General features: G+C 63.2%; 15 protein-coding genes. 5 read left to right on the top strand and 10 right to left on the bottom strand.

All coding sequences use genetic code 11. The features are described 5' to 3' along the window. Positions 1-87 precede the first annotated feature (87 nt). Positions 88-1,329, top strand: coding sequence for an MFS transporter (locus DL1_RS06065; RefSeq protein WP_038063839.1), 1,242 nt, complete (start codon positions 88-90; stop codon positions 1,327-1,329). 57 nt (positions 1,330-1,386) lie between these two features. After that, entirely contained in the window at positions 1,387-2,547 is a 1,161-nt protein-coding gene (locus DL1_RS06060) for an iron-containing alcohol dehydrogenase (RefSeq protein WP_038063835.1), read from the top strand. A 48-nt stretch (positions 2,548-2,595) separates the two neighbouring features. On the opposite strand, the gene DL1_RS06055 is transcribed toward DL1_RS06060, so the two are convergent. The 4 genes from DL1_RS06055 to DL1_RS06040 form a co-directional block, all read right to left on the bottom strand. Then, complete coding sequence (locus tag DL1_RS06055; RefSeq protein ID WP_038063833.1) at positions 2,596-3,921, bottom strand: TRAP transporter large permease; 1,326 nt, start codon at positions 3,919-3,921, stop codon at positions 2,596-2,598. Next, entirely contained in the window at positions 3,918-4,514 is a 597-nt protein-coding gene (locus tag DL1_RS06050) for a TRAP transporter small permease subunit (RefSeq protein ID WP_038063832.1), read from the bottom strand. Before DL1_RS06050 ends, DL1_RS06055 begins: the two co-directional genes overlap by 4 nt. Positions 4,515-4,586: 72 nt before the next feature. Continuing rightward, positions 4,587-5,606 (bottom strand): TRAP transporter substrate-binding protein, encoded by a 1,020-nt coding sequence (locus DL1_RS06045; protein WP_038063830.1) that lies wholly within the window; start codon positions 5,604-5,606, stop codon positions 4,587-4,589. 24 nt (positions 5,607-5,630) lie between these two features. Next, positions 5,631-6,167 (bottom strand): gluconokinase, encoded by a 537-nt coding sequence (locus DL1_RS06040; RefSeq protein ID WP_038063827.1) that lies wholly within the window; start codon positions 6,165-6,167, stop codon positions 5,631-5,633. Positions 6,168-6,275: 108 nt separating this feature from the next. Here DL1_RS06040 and DL1_RS06035 point away from each other — a divergent pair, with 108 nt between their 5' ends. Continuing rightward, positions 6,276-7,304, top strand: coding sequence for a LacI family DNA-binding transcriptional regulator (locus DL1_RS06035; RefSeq protein ID WP_038063826.1), 1,029 nt, complete (start codon positions 6,276-6,278; stop codon positions 7,302-7,304). On the opposite strand, the gene DL1_RS06030 is transcribed toward DL1_RS06035, so the two are convergent. Genes DL1_RS06030 through DL1_RS06005 form a run of 6 tightly spaced genes read right to left on the bottom strand, consistent with a single transcriptional unit; the run spans position 7,301 to position 14,370 of the window. After that, complete coding sequence (locus DL1_RS06030) at positions 7,301-9,511, bottom strand: glycoside hydrolase family 2 protein (RefSeq protein ID WP_038063825.1); 2,211 nt, start codon at positions 9,509-9,511, stop codon at positions 7,301-7,303. The genes DL1_RS06035 and DL1_RS06030 overlap by 4 nt on opposite strands. A 1-nt stretch (position 9,512) precedes the next feature. Beyond that, positions 9,513-10,661: a galactonate dehydratase gene (dgoD, locus tag DL1_RS06025; RefSeq protein ID WP_038063824.1), complete on the bottom strand. Its 1,149-nt coding sequence runs from the start codon at positions 10,659-10,661 to the stop codon at positions 9,513-9,515. Beyond that, on the bottom strand, positions 10,658-11,584 hold the full coding sequence (locus DL1_RS06020; RefSeq protein ID WP_051693362.1) for an aldose epimerase family protein: 927 nt from the start codon (positions 11,582-11,584) through the stop codon (positions 10,658-10,660). The genes dgoD and DL1_RS06020 overlap by 4 nt, the downstream gene beginning before the upstream one ends. Then, positions 11,577-12,509, bottom strand: coding sequence for a Gfo/Idh/MocA family protein (locus DL1_RS06015; RefSeq protein WP_038063822.1), 933 nt, complete (start codon positions 12,507-12,509; stop codon positions 11,577-11,579). Before DL1_RS06015 ends, DL1_RS06020 begins: the two co-directional genes overlap by 8 nt. Beyond that, a complete protein-coding gene (locus DL1_RS06010; RefSeq protein WP_038063820.1) occupies positions 12,506-13,564 on the bottom strand; it encodes an ABC transporter ATP-binding protein in 1,059 nt (352 codons plus the stop codon). Before DL1_RS06010 ends, DL1_RS06015 begins: the two co-directional genes overlap by 4 nt. Continuing rightward, a complete protein-coding gene (locus tag DL1_RS06005; protein WP_038063817.1) occupies positions 13,561-14,370 on the bottom strand; it encodes an IclR family transcriptional regulator in 810 nt (269 codons plus the stop codon). Before DL1_RS06005 ends, DL1_RS06010 begins: the two co-directional genes overlap by 4 nt. Positions 14,371-14,496: 126 nt before the next feature. Between DL1_RS06005 and DL1_RS06000 the strand changes: the two genes are divergently transcribed. Together DL1_RS06000 and DL1_RS05995 are read left to right on the top strand one after the other, a co-directional pair. Then, a complete protein-coding gene (locus DL1_RS06000; RefSeq protein WP_038063816.1) occupies positions 14,497-15,732 on the top strand; it encodes an ABC transporter substrate-binding protein in 1,236 nt (411 codons plus the stop codon). A gap of 80 nt (positions 15,733-15,812) precedes the next feature. After that, positions 15,813-16,748 (top strand): carbohydrate ABC transporter permease, encoded by a 936-nt coding sequence (locus tag DL1_RS05995; protein ID WP_081856265.1) that lies wholly within the window; start codon positions 15,813-15,815, stop codon positions 16,746-16,748. Positions 16,749-16,750: the final 2 nt, after the last annotated feature.

Below are 16,750 nucleotides of genomic sequence, written 5' to 3'. Positions count from 1 at the left end.
CAAAGCGCGAGGCGGCTGCGCAGGCCGGGCGAGGCCTCGCCCACCGCCCCCTTGCCAAGCTTCCGGCCATCGGCTCTAACCTGCGGCATGCCTTTGCCTTTCACGCCTTTGCTGGTCTTTATCCGCGACAATGCGCGCTGGCTTTCCGCCGGGTTTCTACTGACGTTGTTTTCCTCGTTCGGGCAGACGTTTTTCATTGGCCTTGCGGGAAATGACCTGCGCGCGACCTTCGATCTGTCAGGCGGGGAGTTCGGCGCGCTCTACATGGCCGCGACCCTTGCGAGTGCGGCGAGCTTGCCGTTTCTGGGGCGCACGCTGGATCTGATGCCGGGTTGGAAGGTCGTGTGTTTCAGCATGCCGATGCTGGCGCTGGCCTGCGTTGCGATGACGCTGGCGCCCAATGTGGCGACGCTGGCCATCGCGCTTTATCTGCTGCGGCTGTTCGGGCAGGGGATGATGACGGAAATCGCCTTCACCGAGATCGGGCGCTGGTTCGTCGCCAGCCGCGGACTTGCGATGTCGCTGGTCGTACCGGGCCAGCCTGCGGGCTCGGCGGTGCTGCCGGTTCTGGTGGTGCTTATCGCGGGTTGGAGCGGCACGTGGCATGTCGGCTGGTGGCTGTCGGCGGCGGTGATCATGCTGGTGGGGCTGCCGCTGATCGCAACCTTGATGCGGGTCGAGCGGGTGCCCAATGCGACTGAGGTCAAGTCGCAAGAGGATCATGCGACGCGCGACTGGACCCGCGCCGAGGTGCTGCGCGATCCGGTGCTTTACATGCTGCTGGTCGGGCTTCTGGCGCCGCCCTTCATCGGCACGGTGATCTTCTTTCACCAAGGCTATCTGACAGAGCTGCGGGGCTATTCTCCGCTGGCCTTCGCTGGGGCCTTCCCGGTGATGTCGGCCGCGACGGTGCTGTTTGGCTTTGTCTGCGGCTGGCTGATTGACCGCTTCGGCGCGCTGCGGCTGTTGCCGTTCTTTCTGGGGCCGCTGATGCTCGCCTCGCTCTGTGTGGCGCTGGTGACGCCGGTCTGGGGCGTCTATGTTTTCATGTTGTTGCTGGGTGTCAGCAACGGCTTTACCGGCACGCTGATGGGCGCGCTCTGGCCCGAGGTTTACGGCACCAAGAATCTCGGCGGGATCCGCGCGATCATTGTGGCCGCGATGGTGCTCTCGACCGCGATTGGGCCGGGCCTCACGGGGGTGCTGATCGATATGGGCGTGCCGTTGCCGCAACAGATGTTGGGAATGGCTGTATGGTGTATCGTGGCCTCGCTTATGCTGGCGGCCGCTAGCCGCAAGGTCCGCGCGCGGCAAATGACGCCGGCTTGAATTGCTCCGAGGTGCCAGCCGCCCGGATGACGCAGCTCTTTGGATGAGGAGGATCCTATGACGCTTACGCCTTTCAGTTTTACCACGGTGCCCGATATCCATCTGGAATGGGACGGGGCGCGCAGGTTGGGGGAGTTGCTGGCCGGTCGGTTTGCCGCGCGCAATCTGCTGCTGGTGACGGATCGCGGCTTGATCGAGGCCGGGCTGATCGCCCCGGTCGAGGCGGCACTCGCTAAGGCGGGCTTTGCGGTGACGCTCTTTGACGAGGTGGTGGCCGATCCTCCCGAGTCCATCGTGCGCGGCTGCACCGAGGCGGCCCGCGCCAAGAAGGTCGACATCGTGGTCGGTCTGGGGGGCGGTTCGTCACTCGATATCGCCAAGCTGGTGGCGGTGACAATCGGCTCGGATCAGGATCTGAGCGAGATGTACGGGATCGGCAATGTGACGGGCGCGCGCGTGCCGCTGGCGCTGATCCCGACGACCGCGGGGACCGGCTCCGAGGTTACCAATATCTCGATCATCACGACCGGCGAGACCACCAAAATGGGCGTCGTCTCGCCCCAGCTTTTCGCGGATTTCGTGCTGCTTGATGCCGCTTTGACCGTTGGCCTGCCGCAGATCCACACGGCAGCCACGGGCATTGATGCGATGGTCCATGCCATTGAGGCCTATACCTCCAAGCATAAGAAGAACCCGCTCTCGGATGCATTGGCCCGTGAGGCGCTGCGGCTTCTGGGCGGCAGTCTGCTGGCCGCGTGCAAGGACGGCAGCGATCGCCAAGCGCGCGAGCAGATGTTGCTGGGCGCGACCCTCGCAGGGCAGGCCTTTGCCAATGCGCCGGTGGCGGCCGTGCATGCGCTGGCCTATCCGCTGGGTGGGCATTACCACCTGCCGCACGGGCTCACCAATGCGCTGATGTTGGGCCCGGTGCTGCGCTACAATGCCAAGGTCGCAGCGCCGCTTTATGCCGAGCTGGCCGATGTGATGGGCGTGGCGGGCACCGGCGATGCCGAGGCGCGCTCTGAGGCCTTTGTCGCCCATATGGAACAGCTGATGGATCAAAGCGGTGCGCCGCGTCGGCTGCGCGATGTCGATGTGACGGATAACAGCCTGTCGATGCTCGCGCGCGATGCGATGAAGCAATCGCGGCTTTTGGTCAACAATCCGGTCGAGGTGACCGAGGCCGATGCGCTTGAGCTGTACCGGCAGGCGTTTTGAGTATTTCGCCCCGCCCCCGATCTCAAACGGGGGCGGGGTGCGTTTGGGTCAGTGCCCGGTGATCGCTGGGAACGCCACCAGCAAGCCCACCGCCACGATCTGGATGCAGATGAAGGGCAGCAGCGAGCGGAAGATCTCTCCGAGCGAGATATCCTTTGGGGCCACTGATTTGAGGTAGAAGGCCGCCGGTCCGAAGGGAGGCGAGAGAAAGCTCACCTGCATGTTCATCGCGAAGACGACGCCGAACCAGACCGGATCATAGCCGAGATCCTTCACGATTGGCACGAAGATCGGCATCGTCAGCAGCGCGATGCCGACCCAGTCGAGAAACATCCCGAGGAAGAACAGGATCGCCATCATCGTCAGGATCACGACGATCGGGGTGTCGGACACGCCCATGAGCAGGCCGGAGACGAAATCGATGCCGCCCATCAGGTTGAACACGCCCACCAGCGCCGAGGCCCCGATGCCGATCCACACAATCATCCCGCAGGTGCCCAGCGTTTGCAGCGCCGCCCCTTTGAGCATCGAAAGCGTCAGCTCGCCCCGGATCAGCGTCGAGAGCATGACGCCCGCCACACCCAGCGCCGAGGCCTCGGTCACCGATGCGATCCCGCCATAGATCGAGCCCAACACGAAGCCGATCACCAGCACCGGCAGTACGATCCCCTTGAGCAGCTTGAGCTTTTCCGACCACGGGCGGTCATCGGGCTCGGGGACGGGGGCGAGCTCGGGGTTCAGCTTGACCCGGATGATCACGTAGAGCACGTAGAACGCGGCCAGCATGAAGCCCGGAATGAAGGCCGAGGTGAACAGATCGCCGATGGAAACATTGGCGGTCAGCCCGTAGATGATCAGAACGATCGAGGGGGGCACCATCGTGCCCAGCGAGCCGCCCGCACAGATCACGCCGATGGCGAGCTTGCGGTCATAGCCCTGCCGGATCATCTGCGGCAGCGCGAGCAGACCCAGAAGTACGATTTCACCGCCGATGATGCCCGACATCGCAGCAAGGATCACCGACACGAAGATCGTCTGCACCGCGACTGCGCCGCGCATCCGACCACCCACAAGTTTCATCGCCTCGAAGAGATCGCGCGCGATGCCGGAGCGGTCGAGTAGCGCCGCCATCATAACGAACATCGGGACCGAGACGAAGACGAAGCTTGAAACGAAGGAATAGACGCGGGACGTGATCAGTGGCACCGCCATCGGTCCGAACCAGCCGAGCGCGAAGATCAGCGCCACGAGAAGCGTGACGAAGGCCAGCGGAATCCCGGTCAGCAACAGCGCGATCAGCAGCGCGAACAGCAAGATCGTGCCATAGCCGATGCCGAGCGCAGAGAGATCGAAATGCAGCAGATGATCGATCATTGCGCATCCCCTTTGAACGCGCCGCGCAGGTAGTTCACGGCCATGATGATGAATTGCACGACCATCAGGCAGAGCACGGTGAAGAGGAAAATCTTGAGCCAGGCCGGGAAGGGCGGATCCCACGCGCTGCCCGAGGTCTCGAAGTGGATCTCGCCGCCGGGACGAAACACCGCCTTCATGACCATGCCGTAAGCCGCCCATGCAAAGAAGGCCGCTGCAAACAGGCAGATCAGCGAGATTACCGCGTCGAGGATACGTTTGGCGCGTCCGGTGACCATGTCATAGATCAGCACGACCCGGATATGGCTGTTGCGCACAACGCAATAGAGACCGCCATAGACGAAAGCCATTGCGCAAAGAAAGATCGTGGTTTCATGCGCCCAGATCGTGGGGCTGTCGAAACCGTAGCGCAGCACCACCTCGTTGAGCAGGATCAGCGCCGAGGCAATGATCCCGAGCGCGAAGATTACGCCCACGGCGTCGATTGCGCGGCCCAGAAGGCCGGTCTCGGCAATCGCGCCATGCTCTCGCCGCTCGGGCGTGGCCTCTGTGGCGGTGGCGGGCATATCGGGATCGGAATGGGGCTCGGTCATGGGGCACCACTTGGAAAAATGAGGGTAGGGCGGGCCGGGCGCGCGAAACGGCGTCCCGGCCTACGGGTGCGATCAGAGCAGGTTGTTCTGCTTGAGATAGGTCGTCAGAACGTCATAGACCTGCTGGGCGTTTTGCGACTTCTCGGCCACTTTCTTCCACTGCGGGGTCGCGATGCGGCGGAACTTGGCGCGCTCTTCGGCGGACCAGTCGTGGATATGGATCTTGCCACCGGCCTCGGCCTCCGCGACCGCTTTCTTATCGGCTGCGGCGAGATCGTTCACCTCGGTTGTGGCAAAGCTTTTCACCGAGTCTTCAAAGGCTTTTTGCAGCTCGGGCGAAAGGCTGTCCCATTCCTTCTTGTTCATCGCAACACCCACCAGCGGCATCGAGTGGAAGCCGGGATAGACCGGGTTGGGCGCGATATCGTTGAGGCCCTGCGCCTGATTGGTCGAGAAGACCGTGTAATCGGCGGCATCGATCACGCCCTTGTCGAGCGCGGTATAGACCTCGGAACCGGGCAGGTTCACGGGGGCCGCGCCTGCCGCGGCAAACACGTCCTGCACCAGCCCCTCGGGCGCGCGGATCTTGAGGCCCTTGAGATCGGCCACACCGTCCAGCGGCACCTTGGAGACCAGCGCCTCAAGCCCCGTCGTGGTCGAGCCGACGTAATGCACGCCATAGGGTTCGAACAGGTCATTGGCCACTTTCTGACCGCCGCCATTGTTCATGAAATCGAGCAGCTGATCGGGGCTCGACCATGCGCCCACCGGGTTGCCCAGCAGCGAGAAGGCCGGGTCTTTGCCCGCGAAATACGAGATATCCGTCACGATGCCGTCGATGATACCTGCACCGGCTGCATCAAGCGTCTCGTTATGCTCGACGACCGAGCCCACCGGCATCATTTCGATCTGGATCTGGTTGTCGGTGCGCTTGGCGAGATCCTTGGCCCAGTCCTGCTGCAAGATGAAGTTCGGGTTGCCCGCAGGATCGGACGATTGGAATTTGTATTTATGCGTCTGCGCCTGAGCCGTGCCGGCCAGTGCCAGCGTCGCCAGCGTCACGAAGGCGAGTTGTTGGATCGGTTTCGTCATTGGTTCCTCCCATTGTCGACGAAGTCAGTCTTGCGGGGTTGATCCCCACGCGGCTTGGATCTGCGCGGCCAGCACCTCGGGGGGCTGGACTATGTCGCAGATCAACGGGGTTTCCTCTGGCCCCGGTGGTTCGAGATCGGCCAACTGGCTGTCGAGCAGCTCAATCGGCATGTAGTGATCGATGCGGCCCGACATGCGCTCGGCGATCAACGCACGGTTCCCGCGGAGATAGGCGAGATGCAGCGCTCCGATGCCGTGGCGCAGCCGGTCGCGATAGCGCCGCTTGAGCGCCGAGCAGGCCAGCGTCACCGGCCCTTCACATTCCGCCTGCGCCCGGATCACGCCCGCCGCGACATGCTCCAGCCAGTCATGGCGCATCTCGTCATTGAGCGGCTGCCCCGCAGCCATCCGCTCGACATTCTCGCGCGGATGAAAATCATCGGCATCGAGGAAATACCCGCCCATGCCCTGCGCCACGCGCTGCGCGACGGTGGTCTTGCCGGTGCCGCACACACCCATCACGAGGATCGGTGTCGGGCGCGCAGGGAGCGGATCTGTCATCTTGCCTTCTCGCGGTTGGCCGTGTTTCCTGACGAAGAGTGAGTAATGAAAGCGGTTACATTCGTCAATGATCGAAGTGCGAATGTTGGCTGTTTAGGGGGCGGGACTATGGCTAATGATAATGAAAACAAGTCTATAAAGATGCGAGACGTGGCCGATCATGTCGGTGTAAGCGTTGCCACAGTGTCGCGCGCGCTGCGCAATCCCGAGCAAGTGTCGCCCGCCGTTCGGGCGCGAATCGCCGCAGCGATCGACACGCTGGGCTATCTGCCGGACCCAGCGGCCCGCGCGCTTGCCTCGACCCGTTCGGATCTGATCGCGGTGATTTTGCCCTCGGTCTCCAACAATGTGTTCGCCGATGTGATGGACGGGATCTACGCGGCAGCCGAGGGCACGCGCTATTCGGTACAGCTTGGCTATTCGCGCTATTCGCCCCTGTCCGAGGAAAACCTCACAAAGCTGTTTTTGCGTCAGCGCCCGGCGGGGATCGTCGTCACGGGCATTGATCAGACCGATGCCACGAAGACGCTGCTGGGGCAGGCCAATTGCCCGGTGGTGCAGATCATGGAGACCGGGCCCGAGCCCTATGACCGGATGATCGGGTTTTCGCATTATGATGCGGCGCGCGTGGCCACCGCGCATTTGATCGCGCAGGGGTACCGCGCGCCGGGTTTCCTTGGCGCGCGGATGGATCCGCGCACGCAGCGCCGGTTGCACGGGTTTCGCGACGAGTTGCGTGCGCAGGGGCTCGAGGAGGGGCGGCGCGTGCATACCACGACGCGCCCCTCCTCGGTGACGCTGGGCAGCTATCTTCTGGGCGAGCTGCTGAGCGTCGCGCCCGAGACCGATGCGGTGTTTTGCATCAATGACGATCTTGCGCTGGGGGCGATGTTCGAGGCGCAGCGGCGCAACCTTCGTGTCCCGGAAAGCCTTGGGATCTGCGGGTTCAACGACATGGAGATGATGGGGGCCGCCGAGCCCGCGCTCACCTCGGTGCGGACCTTCCGCCGCGAGATGGGCGAGGGCGCGATTCAGATGATCCTCGATGCTCTGGCTGAAAAGGCCCCCGCCTCGGAGCCGGTTTTGGATCTCGGCTTCGAGGTGGTTGCGCGGACATCGACGCAGCGGGGCGGTTAAGCCCCGCCGACCGTAATCTCTGCCGTCTCGCTCAGATCGCGCAGCCGGGCTGTCAGGCGCACGGTGCCGGGCGTGCCCGACAGGCGCAGCCAGCAGCCCGTCGCCCCGCCTGTAAGCGGCACGCAATCGGGGCCGATCAGGGTGGCGGGGCCGTCGAGGTCCAGCTGCACCGGCTCATTGAGGAAAGGCAGCTTGTTGCCCGATTGATCGCGCGCCCGGATCATCACGCGGACCTCCTCATCCGGGCTTGCGGGCATGGAGGCGTCATCGGCGACAACCTCCAGCCGTGCGAGAAGGGGATTGGCCGGGAAGTGCCGCTCGGCCACCTTCTTGCCATCGCGATAGCCGGTGATCTTGCCGTCGCGCCAGCTTGCGCCCCAGCTCCCCAGCTCGTCCTTGGTGAAGTGACGGTGGTCGATGATCACGGGCGGATGGGGCAGGTGCGGATAGCGCTCGCGGTCGGGTTCGACGCGCTTGACCACGTCGTCATAAGACAGCTCCACCGCGTCGCAATTGGTCAGCACGATCAGAGGGAGGATGCCGCCGATATTGCGCTCGCCGCGCGACCAGGCGGTGACCGGCTCCAGCACGATCCCCTCGGCGGGGTCTTTCTGGCTCGAATAGGCGAAGGCTGCATATTTCGGCTCGCGGAAGATCGACATCACGCCGTGATGGCAGATCCGGTCGCCCGCGCCGAAATCCTTATGCGTGTTATAGTCGAACATGCACCAGCCGATGCAGCCCGAAATACCCGCATCCGGATCATGGGCGGCGTTGAGCACGTCGAGATGGCGGATCACGTGTTCGACCTGACGGTGCTCGGGGTCGCTGGCCTTGGTGGGGTACATATGCCCGTTATATTCGGTGACCAGATAGGGCACGCGTTTGGGCAGCCCCGTCACCTCTTGCTGATCGCGCAGAGCGGTGCGCGGGCGGTTCGATCCGGGCAGCTCGAAATCGCCGAGGATGAAATCGTTCATCGTGTAGACATCCTCAAGCAGCGTGCTGTCGGTGATGCAGCGCACGCCACCGGTCGGGCGGGTCGTATCGAGCGCGCGGGCCGTTGCATTGGTGCGCTCGTAGAAGGCGTCGTCATCGGGGCTTTCATTGATCCGAACGCCCCAGATGATGATCGAGGGGTGGTTCCAGTCGCGCCGGATCATCCGCTCGACATTGGCGACGCTTTCGTCTTTCCAACCGGCCTCACCGATATGCTGCCAGCCGGGGATTTCCTCAAAAACCATCAGGCCGATCTCGTCGCAGCGATCAAGGAACCAAGGGCTTTGCGGGTAATGCGAGGTGCGCACCACGTTGCAGCCCAGATCATGGCGCAGGATTTCGGCGTCGCGCTCTTGTGCGCGCTTGCCCTGCGCATAGCCCGAATAGGGGAAGCTCTGATGCCGGTTCAACCCGCGCAGCACGATGCGTTTGCCATTGAGGAAGAACCCCTCGGGGGTGAACTCAACATGGCGAAACCCGAAGCGCTCCGTGCGGCTGTCGCCGCTCTCGGGCAGGGTGATCTCAAGGCTGTAGAGCGCAGGCGTCTCGGGCGTCCAGAGCGTGATGTCGGACAAGTCTGAGAATGCGAGCGTCTCCGTTCCCTCGGCCCGCGCGATCTCTGTGCCTTCTGGGTCGCGCAGAACGGCGCGCACCGGGCCGGGCGTTGCGGTCTCGATCCGGGCGCTTACCTGCTTTTGCGCCGCCAGCACATCGGGGGTCTCGATCTTGATCGAGGTGATGTGGTGTTCGGGCAGGATCTCAAGCCAGACATCGCGGTAGATCCCGGCATAGGTGAGATAGTCGATCCGGCCGCCAAAGGGCGGGATCTGCGGGTTTTCCGATCCGTCAATCTTCACGGTGACCCGGTTGGACCCCTCAACCAGATGGTCGGTCAGATCGGCGGTGAAGGGTGTGTAGCCGTCGCGATGCGCCACCAGCTCGACCCCGTTGAGCCAGACGACCGCATCGGCCATCGCGGCATCGAAGCGCAGGCGCACGCGCTGTCCCGCCCATTCCGGCGCCCATGTGATCTCGCGCTGATAGGTGAAGGCGCGCTGAAATCCGGTTTCGTCGAAATAGCTCATCGGCATATCGACGGCATTATGCGGCAGGCAGACCGGCGTCCCGTCGAGCGGGGCGTTGATCCAGTCGGGCGAGAAGCCCTCTGCGAAGTGCCAGTCTGTGTTCAGTTTGGTGACGGTTCTCATTTTACCACTCCGCAAAGCTGCCATCGGCGTGCCGCCAGATGGGGTTGCGCCAGCGATGCCCTTCGGCTGCGGCTTGACGCACTTTCGTTTCATTGACTTCGATCCCAAGCCCCGGTCCTTGCGGGATTGCGACGAAGCCGTCCTCATAGGCAAAGACCGAAGGATCGATCAGATAATCGAGCAGGTCCGAGCCTTTGTTGTAGTGAATGCCCAGCGATTGCTCTTGGATGAAAGCGTTGTAGCAAACGGCATCCAGTTGCAGGTTCGCGGCCAAGGCGATTGGCCCGAGCGGGCAATGCAGCGCGAGAGCCACGTCATGGGCCTCGGCCATCGCGGCGATCTTGAAAGTCTCGGTGATGCCGCCCGAATGGCTTGGATCGGGCTGGATGATATCGACATAGCCTCCGGCGAGGATCTCTTTGAAATCCCAGCGCGTATAAAGTCGCTCTCCGAGCGCAATTGGCGTTGCGCAGTGATTGGCGATCTCGCGCAGTGCCTCGGCATGTTCGCTGAGCACCGGTTCTTCGATGAACATCAGCTTGAAGGGCTCAAGCTCTTTGGCGAGTTGTTTTGCCATCGGGCGATGCACGCGCCCGTGAAAGTCGATGCCGATGCCGAAATCGGGGCCCATCTCCTCGCGGATCGCCTGCACGCGCGCGAGCACAGCATCGATCTTGGCGTGGCTGTCGATGAATTGCAGCTCTTCGGTGGCGTTCATCTTGACCGCGGTGAAACCGCGATCTCCGCAGTCGCGCGCCATCCGGGCCGTATCGCCGGGGCGGTCGCCGCCGATCCAGCTATAGACGCGGATGCGGTCGCGTTGCTGGCCGCCCAGAAGCGCGTGGACCGGCTGACCGAGCGCCTTGCCCTTGATGTCCCACAGGGCCTGATCGAGCCCGGCAATGGCCGACATATGGATGCCGCCGCCGCGATAGAAACCGCCGCGATACATGACCGTCCAGTGATCCTGAATATGGCCCGGATCGCGCCCGATCAGGTAATCCGACAGCTCCTCGACGCAGGCCGCAACTGTCGCTGCGCGCCCTTCAAGCACGGGCTCGCCCCAGCCGGAGATCCCTTCATCCGTCGAGATTTTGACAAAGCACCAGCGCGGGGGCACGACGAATGTTTCGATGGCGGTTATCTTCATTGCGGCCTCGTGGAAAAAATCATCTCGATGCGGTGGGTGTAGTCCTCGCCCGGACGCAGGGTCGCGTCGGGAAAGTCCGGTCGGTTGGGCGCGTCCGGCCAATGTTGCGGCTCAAGGCAGAGCGAGCTTGGCGTCGTGTAGAATTGCACGCCCGGATGATTGCTGCGCAGCCGCATTTCGCGCCCGGAGGTGGGATCATAGAGCACGGCGCGGTCGCCTTGCGTGTCTTCGGGCGCAAAGCAGAAGCAATGGTCAAAGCCCGGCTCACCCTCGCGCAGAACCGGGCGCGGGGTGCGAAAATCGAACGCGGTGCCTGCGACCGGCTGCGGGGCGCCTGCGGGCAGGGTCTGGGCGTCGATGGGCAAATAATGCGGCGCTGCGATCTCCAGCTCATGGCCCGCGATGTCGCCACCGCCGTTCAGGTTGAAATAGCCATGCGAGGTGATCGAGACCGGGCAGGCTTCGCTGACGCGCGCGCGGTAGGTCAGGCTGAGCGTGCCCGGCGCGTGCAGCGCGAACTCCGCCGTCAGATCGAGCGCACCCGGAAATCCCTGATCGCCCGCGGGGCTGTGCAGGCGCAGGGTCACGGCGGTGTCGCTTTGCGCGATCACCTCCCAGTCGCGCTGGTCGAAACCGTCGGCTCCGCCATGCAGCAGGTTCGGCGGCTCGTTGGCGGACAGATCATAGGTCGTGCCGTCCAGCGTGAAGCGCGCCTCGCGGATGCGGTTGGCAAACCGCCCGATGGTCGCGCCGTGAAAGCTACGGGCCGCGCGGCGCTGGGCGGGCTCGGGTTGCCCCACGAGCACTTCGCCCGCAACGCCCGCCCGGTCGGGCACCCGCAGGCTGTGCAAGGTCGCGCCGAAGGGCAGGATCGTGGCGCTCATGCCGGAGGGCAGAGCGATGACGCATGTGGGTTCAGGCATTGATATCCTCGTGGAACGCGGCGGTGGGCCGGGTCTTGGCGTTCAGGAACGCATCCGCGACAAGGCGCAGCGGTGAGAGATCGACCTCGCTCTGCCCCTGCGCCACGAGATTGCGAAACCGGGCATAGAGGCGCTGATACTCGCTGGCGGTCTCGACCGGTTGAACGGTCCCGCCGATGCGCAGCCGCGCGCCGCCCTGATCCAGCGTCGCCGCGCCGTCGGTGGTCTCGATATGGATCGACCAAAGCTCGCAGCCGGTTTCGCGCCAGTCGAATTGCGCGGTGATCGGGACGCCTTGGGCCTCCATCTCGAGGATCGCGGCAATCGGGGTCTGGCTGTTCGCGGGCGTCTCGAAATCGGAGCACAGCACGCGCGGCACATCCGAGAGCAGCTTGGTGAGGATCGACAGCGCATTGATGCCGGGATCGAAGACGCCGAGCCCGCCCGCCTGCCAGATCCAAGTCTGGCCGGGATGCCATTTGCGCACATCTTCGCGCCAGTCGATCCGAATGGTCAGCAGCTCGCGTCCGGCCAGCCAGTCCCGCGCCAGATCGACCGCCGCTGCCTCGCGCGAATGCCATGTGGTAAAGAGGCTCAAGCCGCGCCGAGCTGCCTCGTCGCGCAGCCGTTCGACTTCGCATACGGTCGTGCCGGGGGGCTTTTCCAGCATCAGGTGGCGGTCGGCTTGCAGCACGGCCATCGCCTGTTCGAACCGGCCCTGAGGGGGCGTGCACAGCGAGATCGCCTTGATGCCGGGCTGTTCGGCCAGAAGGCTCTCGATATCGGGATAGCCGGGCAGATCGGGCAGGGTGGCGTTGCGGCTGGCAATGGCTGCGAGATGCACGCCGTCGACCGCGTCAATGGCCGGAAGGTGCTGGGCGCGCGCGATGGCGCCCAGTCCGACGAGACCGATGGCAAGGCTCATGCGCGCACCCGCGCACCGGTATCGGCGCGGAAGACATAGAGATCGGAGGGGTCGAAGGTGACGCCGACCGTGCCGCCCTCGCTGGCGACACCGCGTTTCTCGGTCTCGATCACAAGGCGCTCGTCGTCGGCGGTGCGCAGATGCGCGTAGCTGACCCCGCCGAGGTTTTCGACCATATCGACACGTAGATTGCCCTCGGGCACGATGGTCAGCGCGTTGGGGCGCAGACCGATTTCGACCTCGACGCCTTCGGAGGGCAGCGAGACCGGGGCGCTTACCGCGCCGCCCAGACCCGGCACGTCGATCTTGCCGCCGCGCACCGTGCCTTTGAGAAAGTTCATCGCCGGCGAGCCGATGAAGCCTGCGACGAAGCGGTTGTCGGGATCGTCATAAAGATCCATCGGCGCGCCGACCTGCTCGATATGGCCCGAGCGCAGCACGACGATCTTGTCGGCCATCGTCATCGCCTCGACCTGATCATGGGTCACGTAGATCATCGTGGCGCCAATTTCGCGGTGCAGGCGGGCGATCTCGGCACGCATCTCGACGCGCAGCTCCGCATCGAGGTTCGAGAGTGGCTCATCGAAGAGAAACACCTCTGGCCCGCGTGTGATCGCACGCCCGATGGCCACGCGCTGACGCTGACCGCCCGAGAGGGCCGCCGGTTTGCGGTCCAGCAGCGGTTCGAGCTTGAGGATCTCGGCGGCGCGCTGGACCTTCTGGGTGATCTCGGCCTTGGGATGGCCGTTCATCTTGAGCCCGAAGCCCATGTTTTCGGCCACTGTCATATGCGGGTAGAGCGCGTAGGTCTGAAACACCATCGCGATGCCGCGCTCGGCAGGCTCGGCGCTCGTCACGTCATTGTCGCCGATCCGGATCTGCCCCGAGGTCGTGACCTCCAGCCCTGCGATCATCCGCAAGAGCGTGGATTTGCCACAGCCCGAGGGGCCGACGAAGACACAGAATTCTCCGGGTTCGACCGCCAGATCGACGCCATGGATAACCTCTGCCTCGCCAAAGCGTTTGACGATCTTGTGCAATGCGACTCCGCTCACGGGGTGTCCTCCTTTTTCTGTTCTGGAAAGCGCCAATCTGTGGCGGCCTTTGCAATCTTTGCTGCGGTCTTCAGCATCAGCGGAGCGTAGCCTTGCAGCATTTCGCGGCTTTCGCTGTGCCCGGTGGTGATCGACAGCGCCCCAAGGATGCGGCCTTGTGGCGACAAGATGGGGGCCGCGATGCAGCGAATCCCCGGCTCGTGTTCTTCATTGTCCCAGGCGTAGCCGCGGGTACGGATCGCGCTCAGCTCGGCGCGCAGGCTGGCCTCGTCGGCCAGTGTGGCATCGGTGAAGCGGTGAAAGCTTTGGCGGGCGAGGGCGGCTTTGAGAAGCGGCTCGGGCAGATGGGCGAGCATCGCCTTGCCGACCCCGGTGCAATAGGCTGGGCCCACCTTGCCCGATTGCGAGAACATCTCGACGGGGCGGGCGGCGTTGCGCTTATCGACATAGAGCACCATGCCCTGATCCAATTGGGCCAGATGCAGCGTCTCGCCGGTTTCCTGTGACAGCGCATCAAGGAAAGGGGCTGCCACAGGGGCGAGCGCGCTTTGCGTCCAGGCTGCGTGGGCCAGCCGCACCAGCCGGAGGCCCGGGCTGTAGCATTGCCGGTCCTCGTCATAGGCGAGCATGCCCTGATTGGTGAGCGTTTGCAGGAAGCGGTAGAGCGTCGCCTTGGGCAGGCCCGAGCGAGGCAGCAATTCTCCAAAACGCACCGGGCGGGCAAACTCCGCCACCAGATCGAGCACGGCCAGCGTGCGACCGACCGTGCCATCCGCTTTGGTGGGGGCGGGGGTCTGTTCGTTCATGGGGGCTCCTCCTCGAGCTGTTGACAGGATGAAAGATTCGCGGCAGGATTTCAATATGTAAAACAAGGTTTCATTTATTGGAACTAATGAGTCTCTTGTTGCGCAGAAAATCGGGAGGAGAACCGAATGAATATTTTGAAAACCACGGCGCTAGCCGCATTGATGGGCGCCTTGGCGTTTCCGGCATTTGCCGAGCAACGCACGCTCACCTTCAACACAGACGCGTCCGACCCGGCGCCCAAGGCGGCCTTCGAGGCGCTGGTGAAAGGGTTCGAGGCGAAGTATCCCGACGTGCACGTCGTTGTGAACACGTTCGACCACGAGGGCTACAAGACCGCGATGCGCAACTTCCTGAGCGCTGATCCGCCGGATGTGATGACGTGGTATTCGGGCAACCGCATGCTGCCCTTCGTGAAATCGGGGCAGTTCATGGACATCTCGGATGTCTATGCGGACAACAATCTCAAGGAACAGCTCGCCTCGGCCCTTAAAGCGGTCAGCTCGGACGGCAAGGAATATGGCGTGCCCTATAGCTATTATCAGTGGGGCATCTACTACAACAAAGACGTCTACAAGAAAGCGGGCGTCGAGGTGCCCAAGACCTGGGATCAGTTCATTGAGAACTGCAAGAAATTCAAGGCAATCGGCGTTGAATGCCTGACGACCGGGACCAAGGCGCTTTGGCCCGCAGCCGGGATCTTCGACTATCTCGACCTGCGCCAGAACGGCTATGAGTTTCATATGAAGCTCACCAATGGCGAGATCCCGTGGACGGACCCACGCGTCAAGGATGTCTTCGCGCAGTGGAAAAAAGTGCTGCCCTATACCACGTCCAACGCCGCTGCGATCGACTGGCAGGATGCTGCGTCCAATCTCGTGCAGGGCAAGGCTGCAAACTACGTGATGGGCAATTTCGCGGTTGCGACCTTCAAAGAAGGTGGCATGACCGACGCGACCCTCGGCTTCATGGACTTCCCCGAGATCAATCCTGACATCCCGCGCGCCGAAGAAGCGCCGACCGAGTCGATGCATATCCCCTCGGGGGCCAAGAACGTCGCGGATGCGAAGAAATTCATGGCCTATGTCGCCTCGCCTGAGGTGCAGACGCAGATGAACGACATCCTCGGTCAGCTTCCGGTCAACAAGAACTCGACCGTCGCAGACGATCCCTACCTGCAAGCGGGCTTCAAGATCCTGTCGACCGCGCCGGGGGGTATCTCGCAGTTCTTCGACCGCGATGCGCCCGCACAGATGGCGAAGGCCGGGATGGAAGGTTTCCAGGAATTCATGGCCTATCCCGACCATCTCGACCAGATCCTCGACCGGCTCGAGAAGATCCGCAAGCGGGTCTATAAAAACTGATCTCGCCGCGGATCTCATGGGGGCGGCGCTCGACCAAGCGCCGCCCTTTTCCCCAGCTTTCCTGATCGAGGAGTGTGGCGATGACCGTCTCCCCTGCCTATCCGAAGGTGCAGACCGCACCGGGCCAGCCCGCACCGCGCCGCCGCCGTCTGGGCCGCAAGCTTGCGCCTTGGCTGTTTCTGGCGCCCGGCGCGCTTATGTTTCTGGTCTATGTAATCATCCCAATCGTGGAATCGATGTGGATCTCGTTCTACCAATGGGACGGGATGAGCGCGAAGGTCTGGGTCGGCATCTCCAACTATCTCGAACTGCTCGATGACGATGCGTTCTATACCAGCCTCAAGAACAACATCATCTGGCTGGTGCTGTATATGCTGGCGATCCCGTTCGGGCTGCTGATCGCGCTGTTTCTTAACCAGAGTGTGCGCGGGATACGGCTCTACAAGTCGCTGTTCTTCTTTCCCTTCGTGATCTCTCAGGTCGTCGTCGGCCTGATCTTCTCATGGTTCTACGCGCCGGGCTTCGGGCTGTTCTTCGAGCTGACGAAATGGCTCGACGGGACCGGGATCGCGCTTCTGGCCAATCCCAACACGGTGACCTACGGGATCATTGCAGCCGGGCTTTGGCCGCAGATCGCCTATTGCATGATCCTCTATCTCACCGGTCTCAATTCCGTCGCCCCCGATCAGATCGAGGCGGCGCGGCTTGATGGCGCCAAGGGCATCAAGATGCTGTGGTATGTCGTGCTGCCGCAATTGCGGCCCGCGACCTTCATCGCGCTGGTGGTGACGGTGATCGGTGCGCTTCGGAGCTTCGATCTGGTGTCGATCATGACCTCGGGCGGGCCGTTCGGTTCGTCTCGGGTGCTGTCTTATTACATGTATGAGCAGGCGCTCTCGGAATACGGCTATCGCATGGGCTACGGCGCGGCGATCGCGGTGGTGCTGTTTGCCATCATGATGATTTTCATCTCGGGCTTCATCTGGAAGATGTGGCGCGACGAACGGGGGCTGTGAGC

The organism is Thioclava dalianensis (assembly GCF_000715505.1).
Lineage (GTDB): Bacteria > Pseudomonadota > Alphaproteobacteria > Rhodobacterales > Rhodobacteraceae > Thioclava > Thioclava dalianensis.
This window is presented reverse-complemented; position numbering and strand designations above follow the sequence as displayed.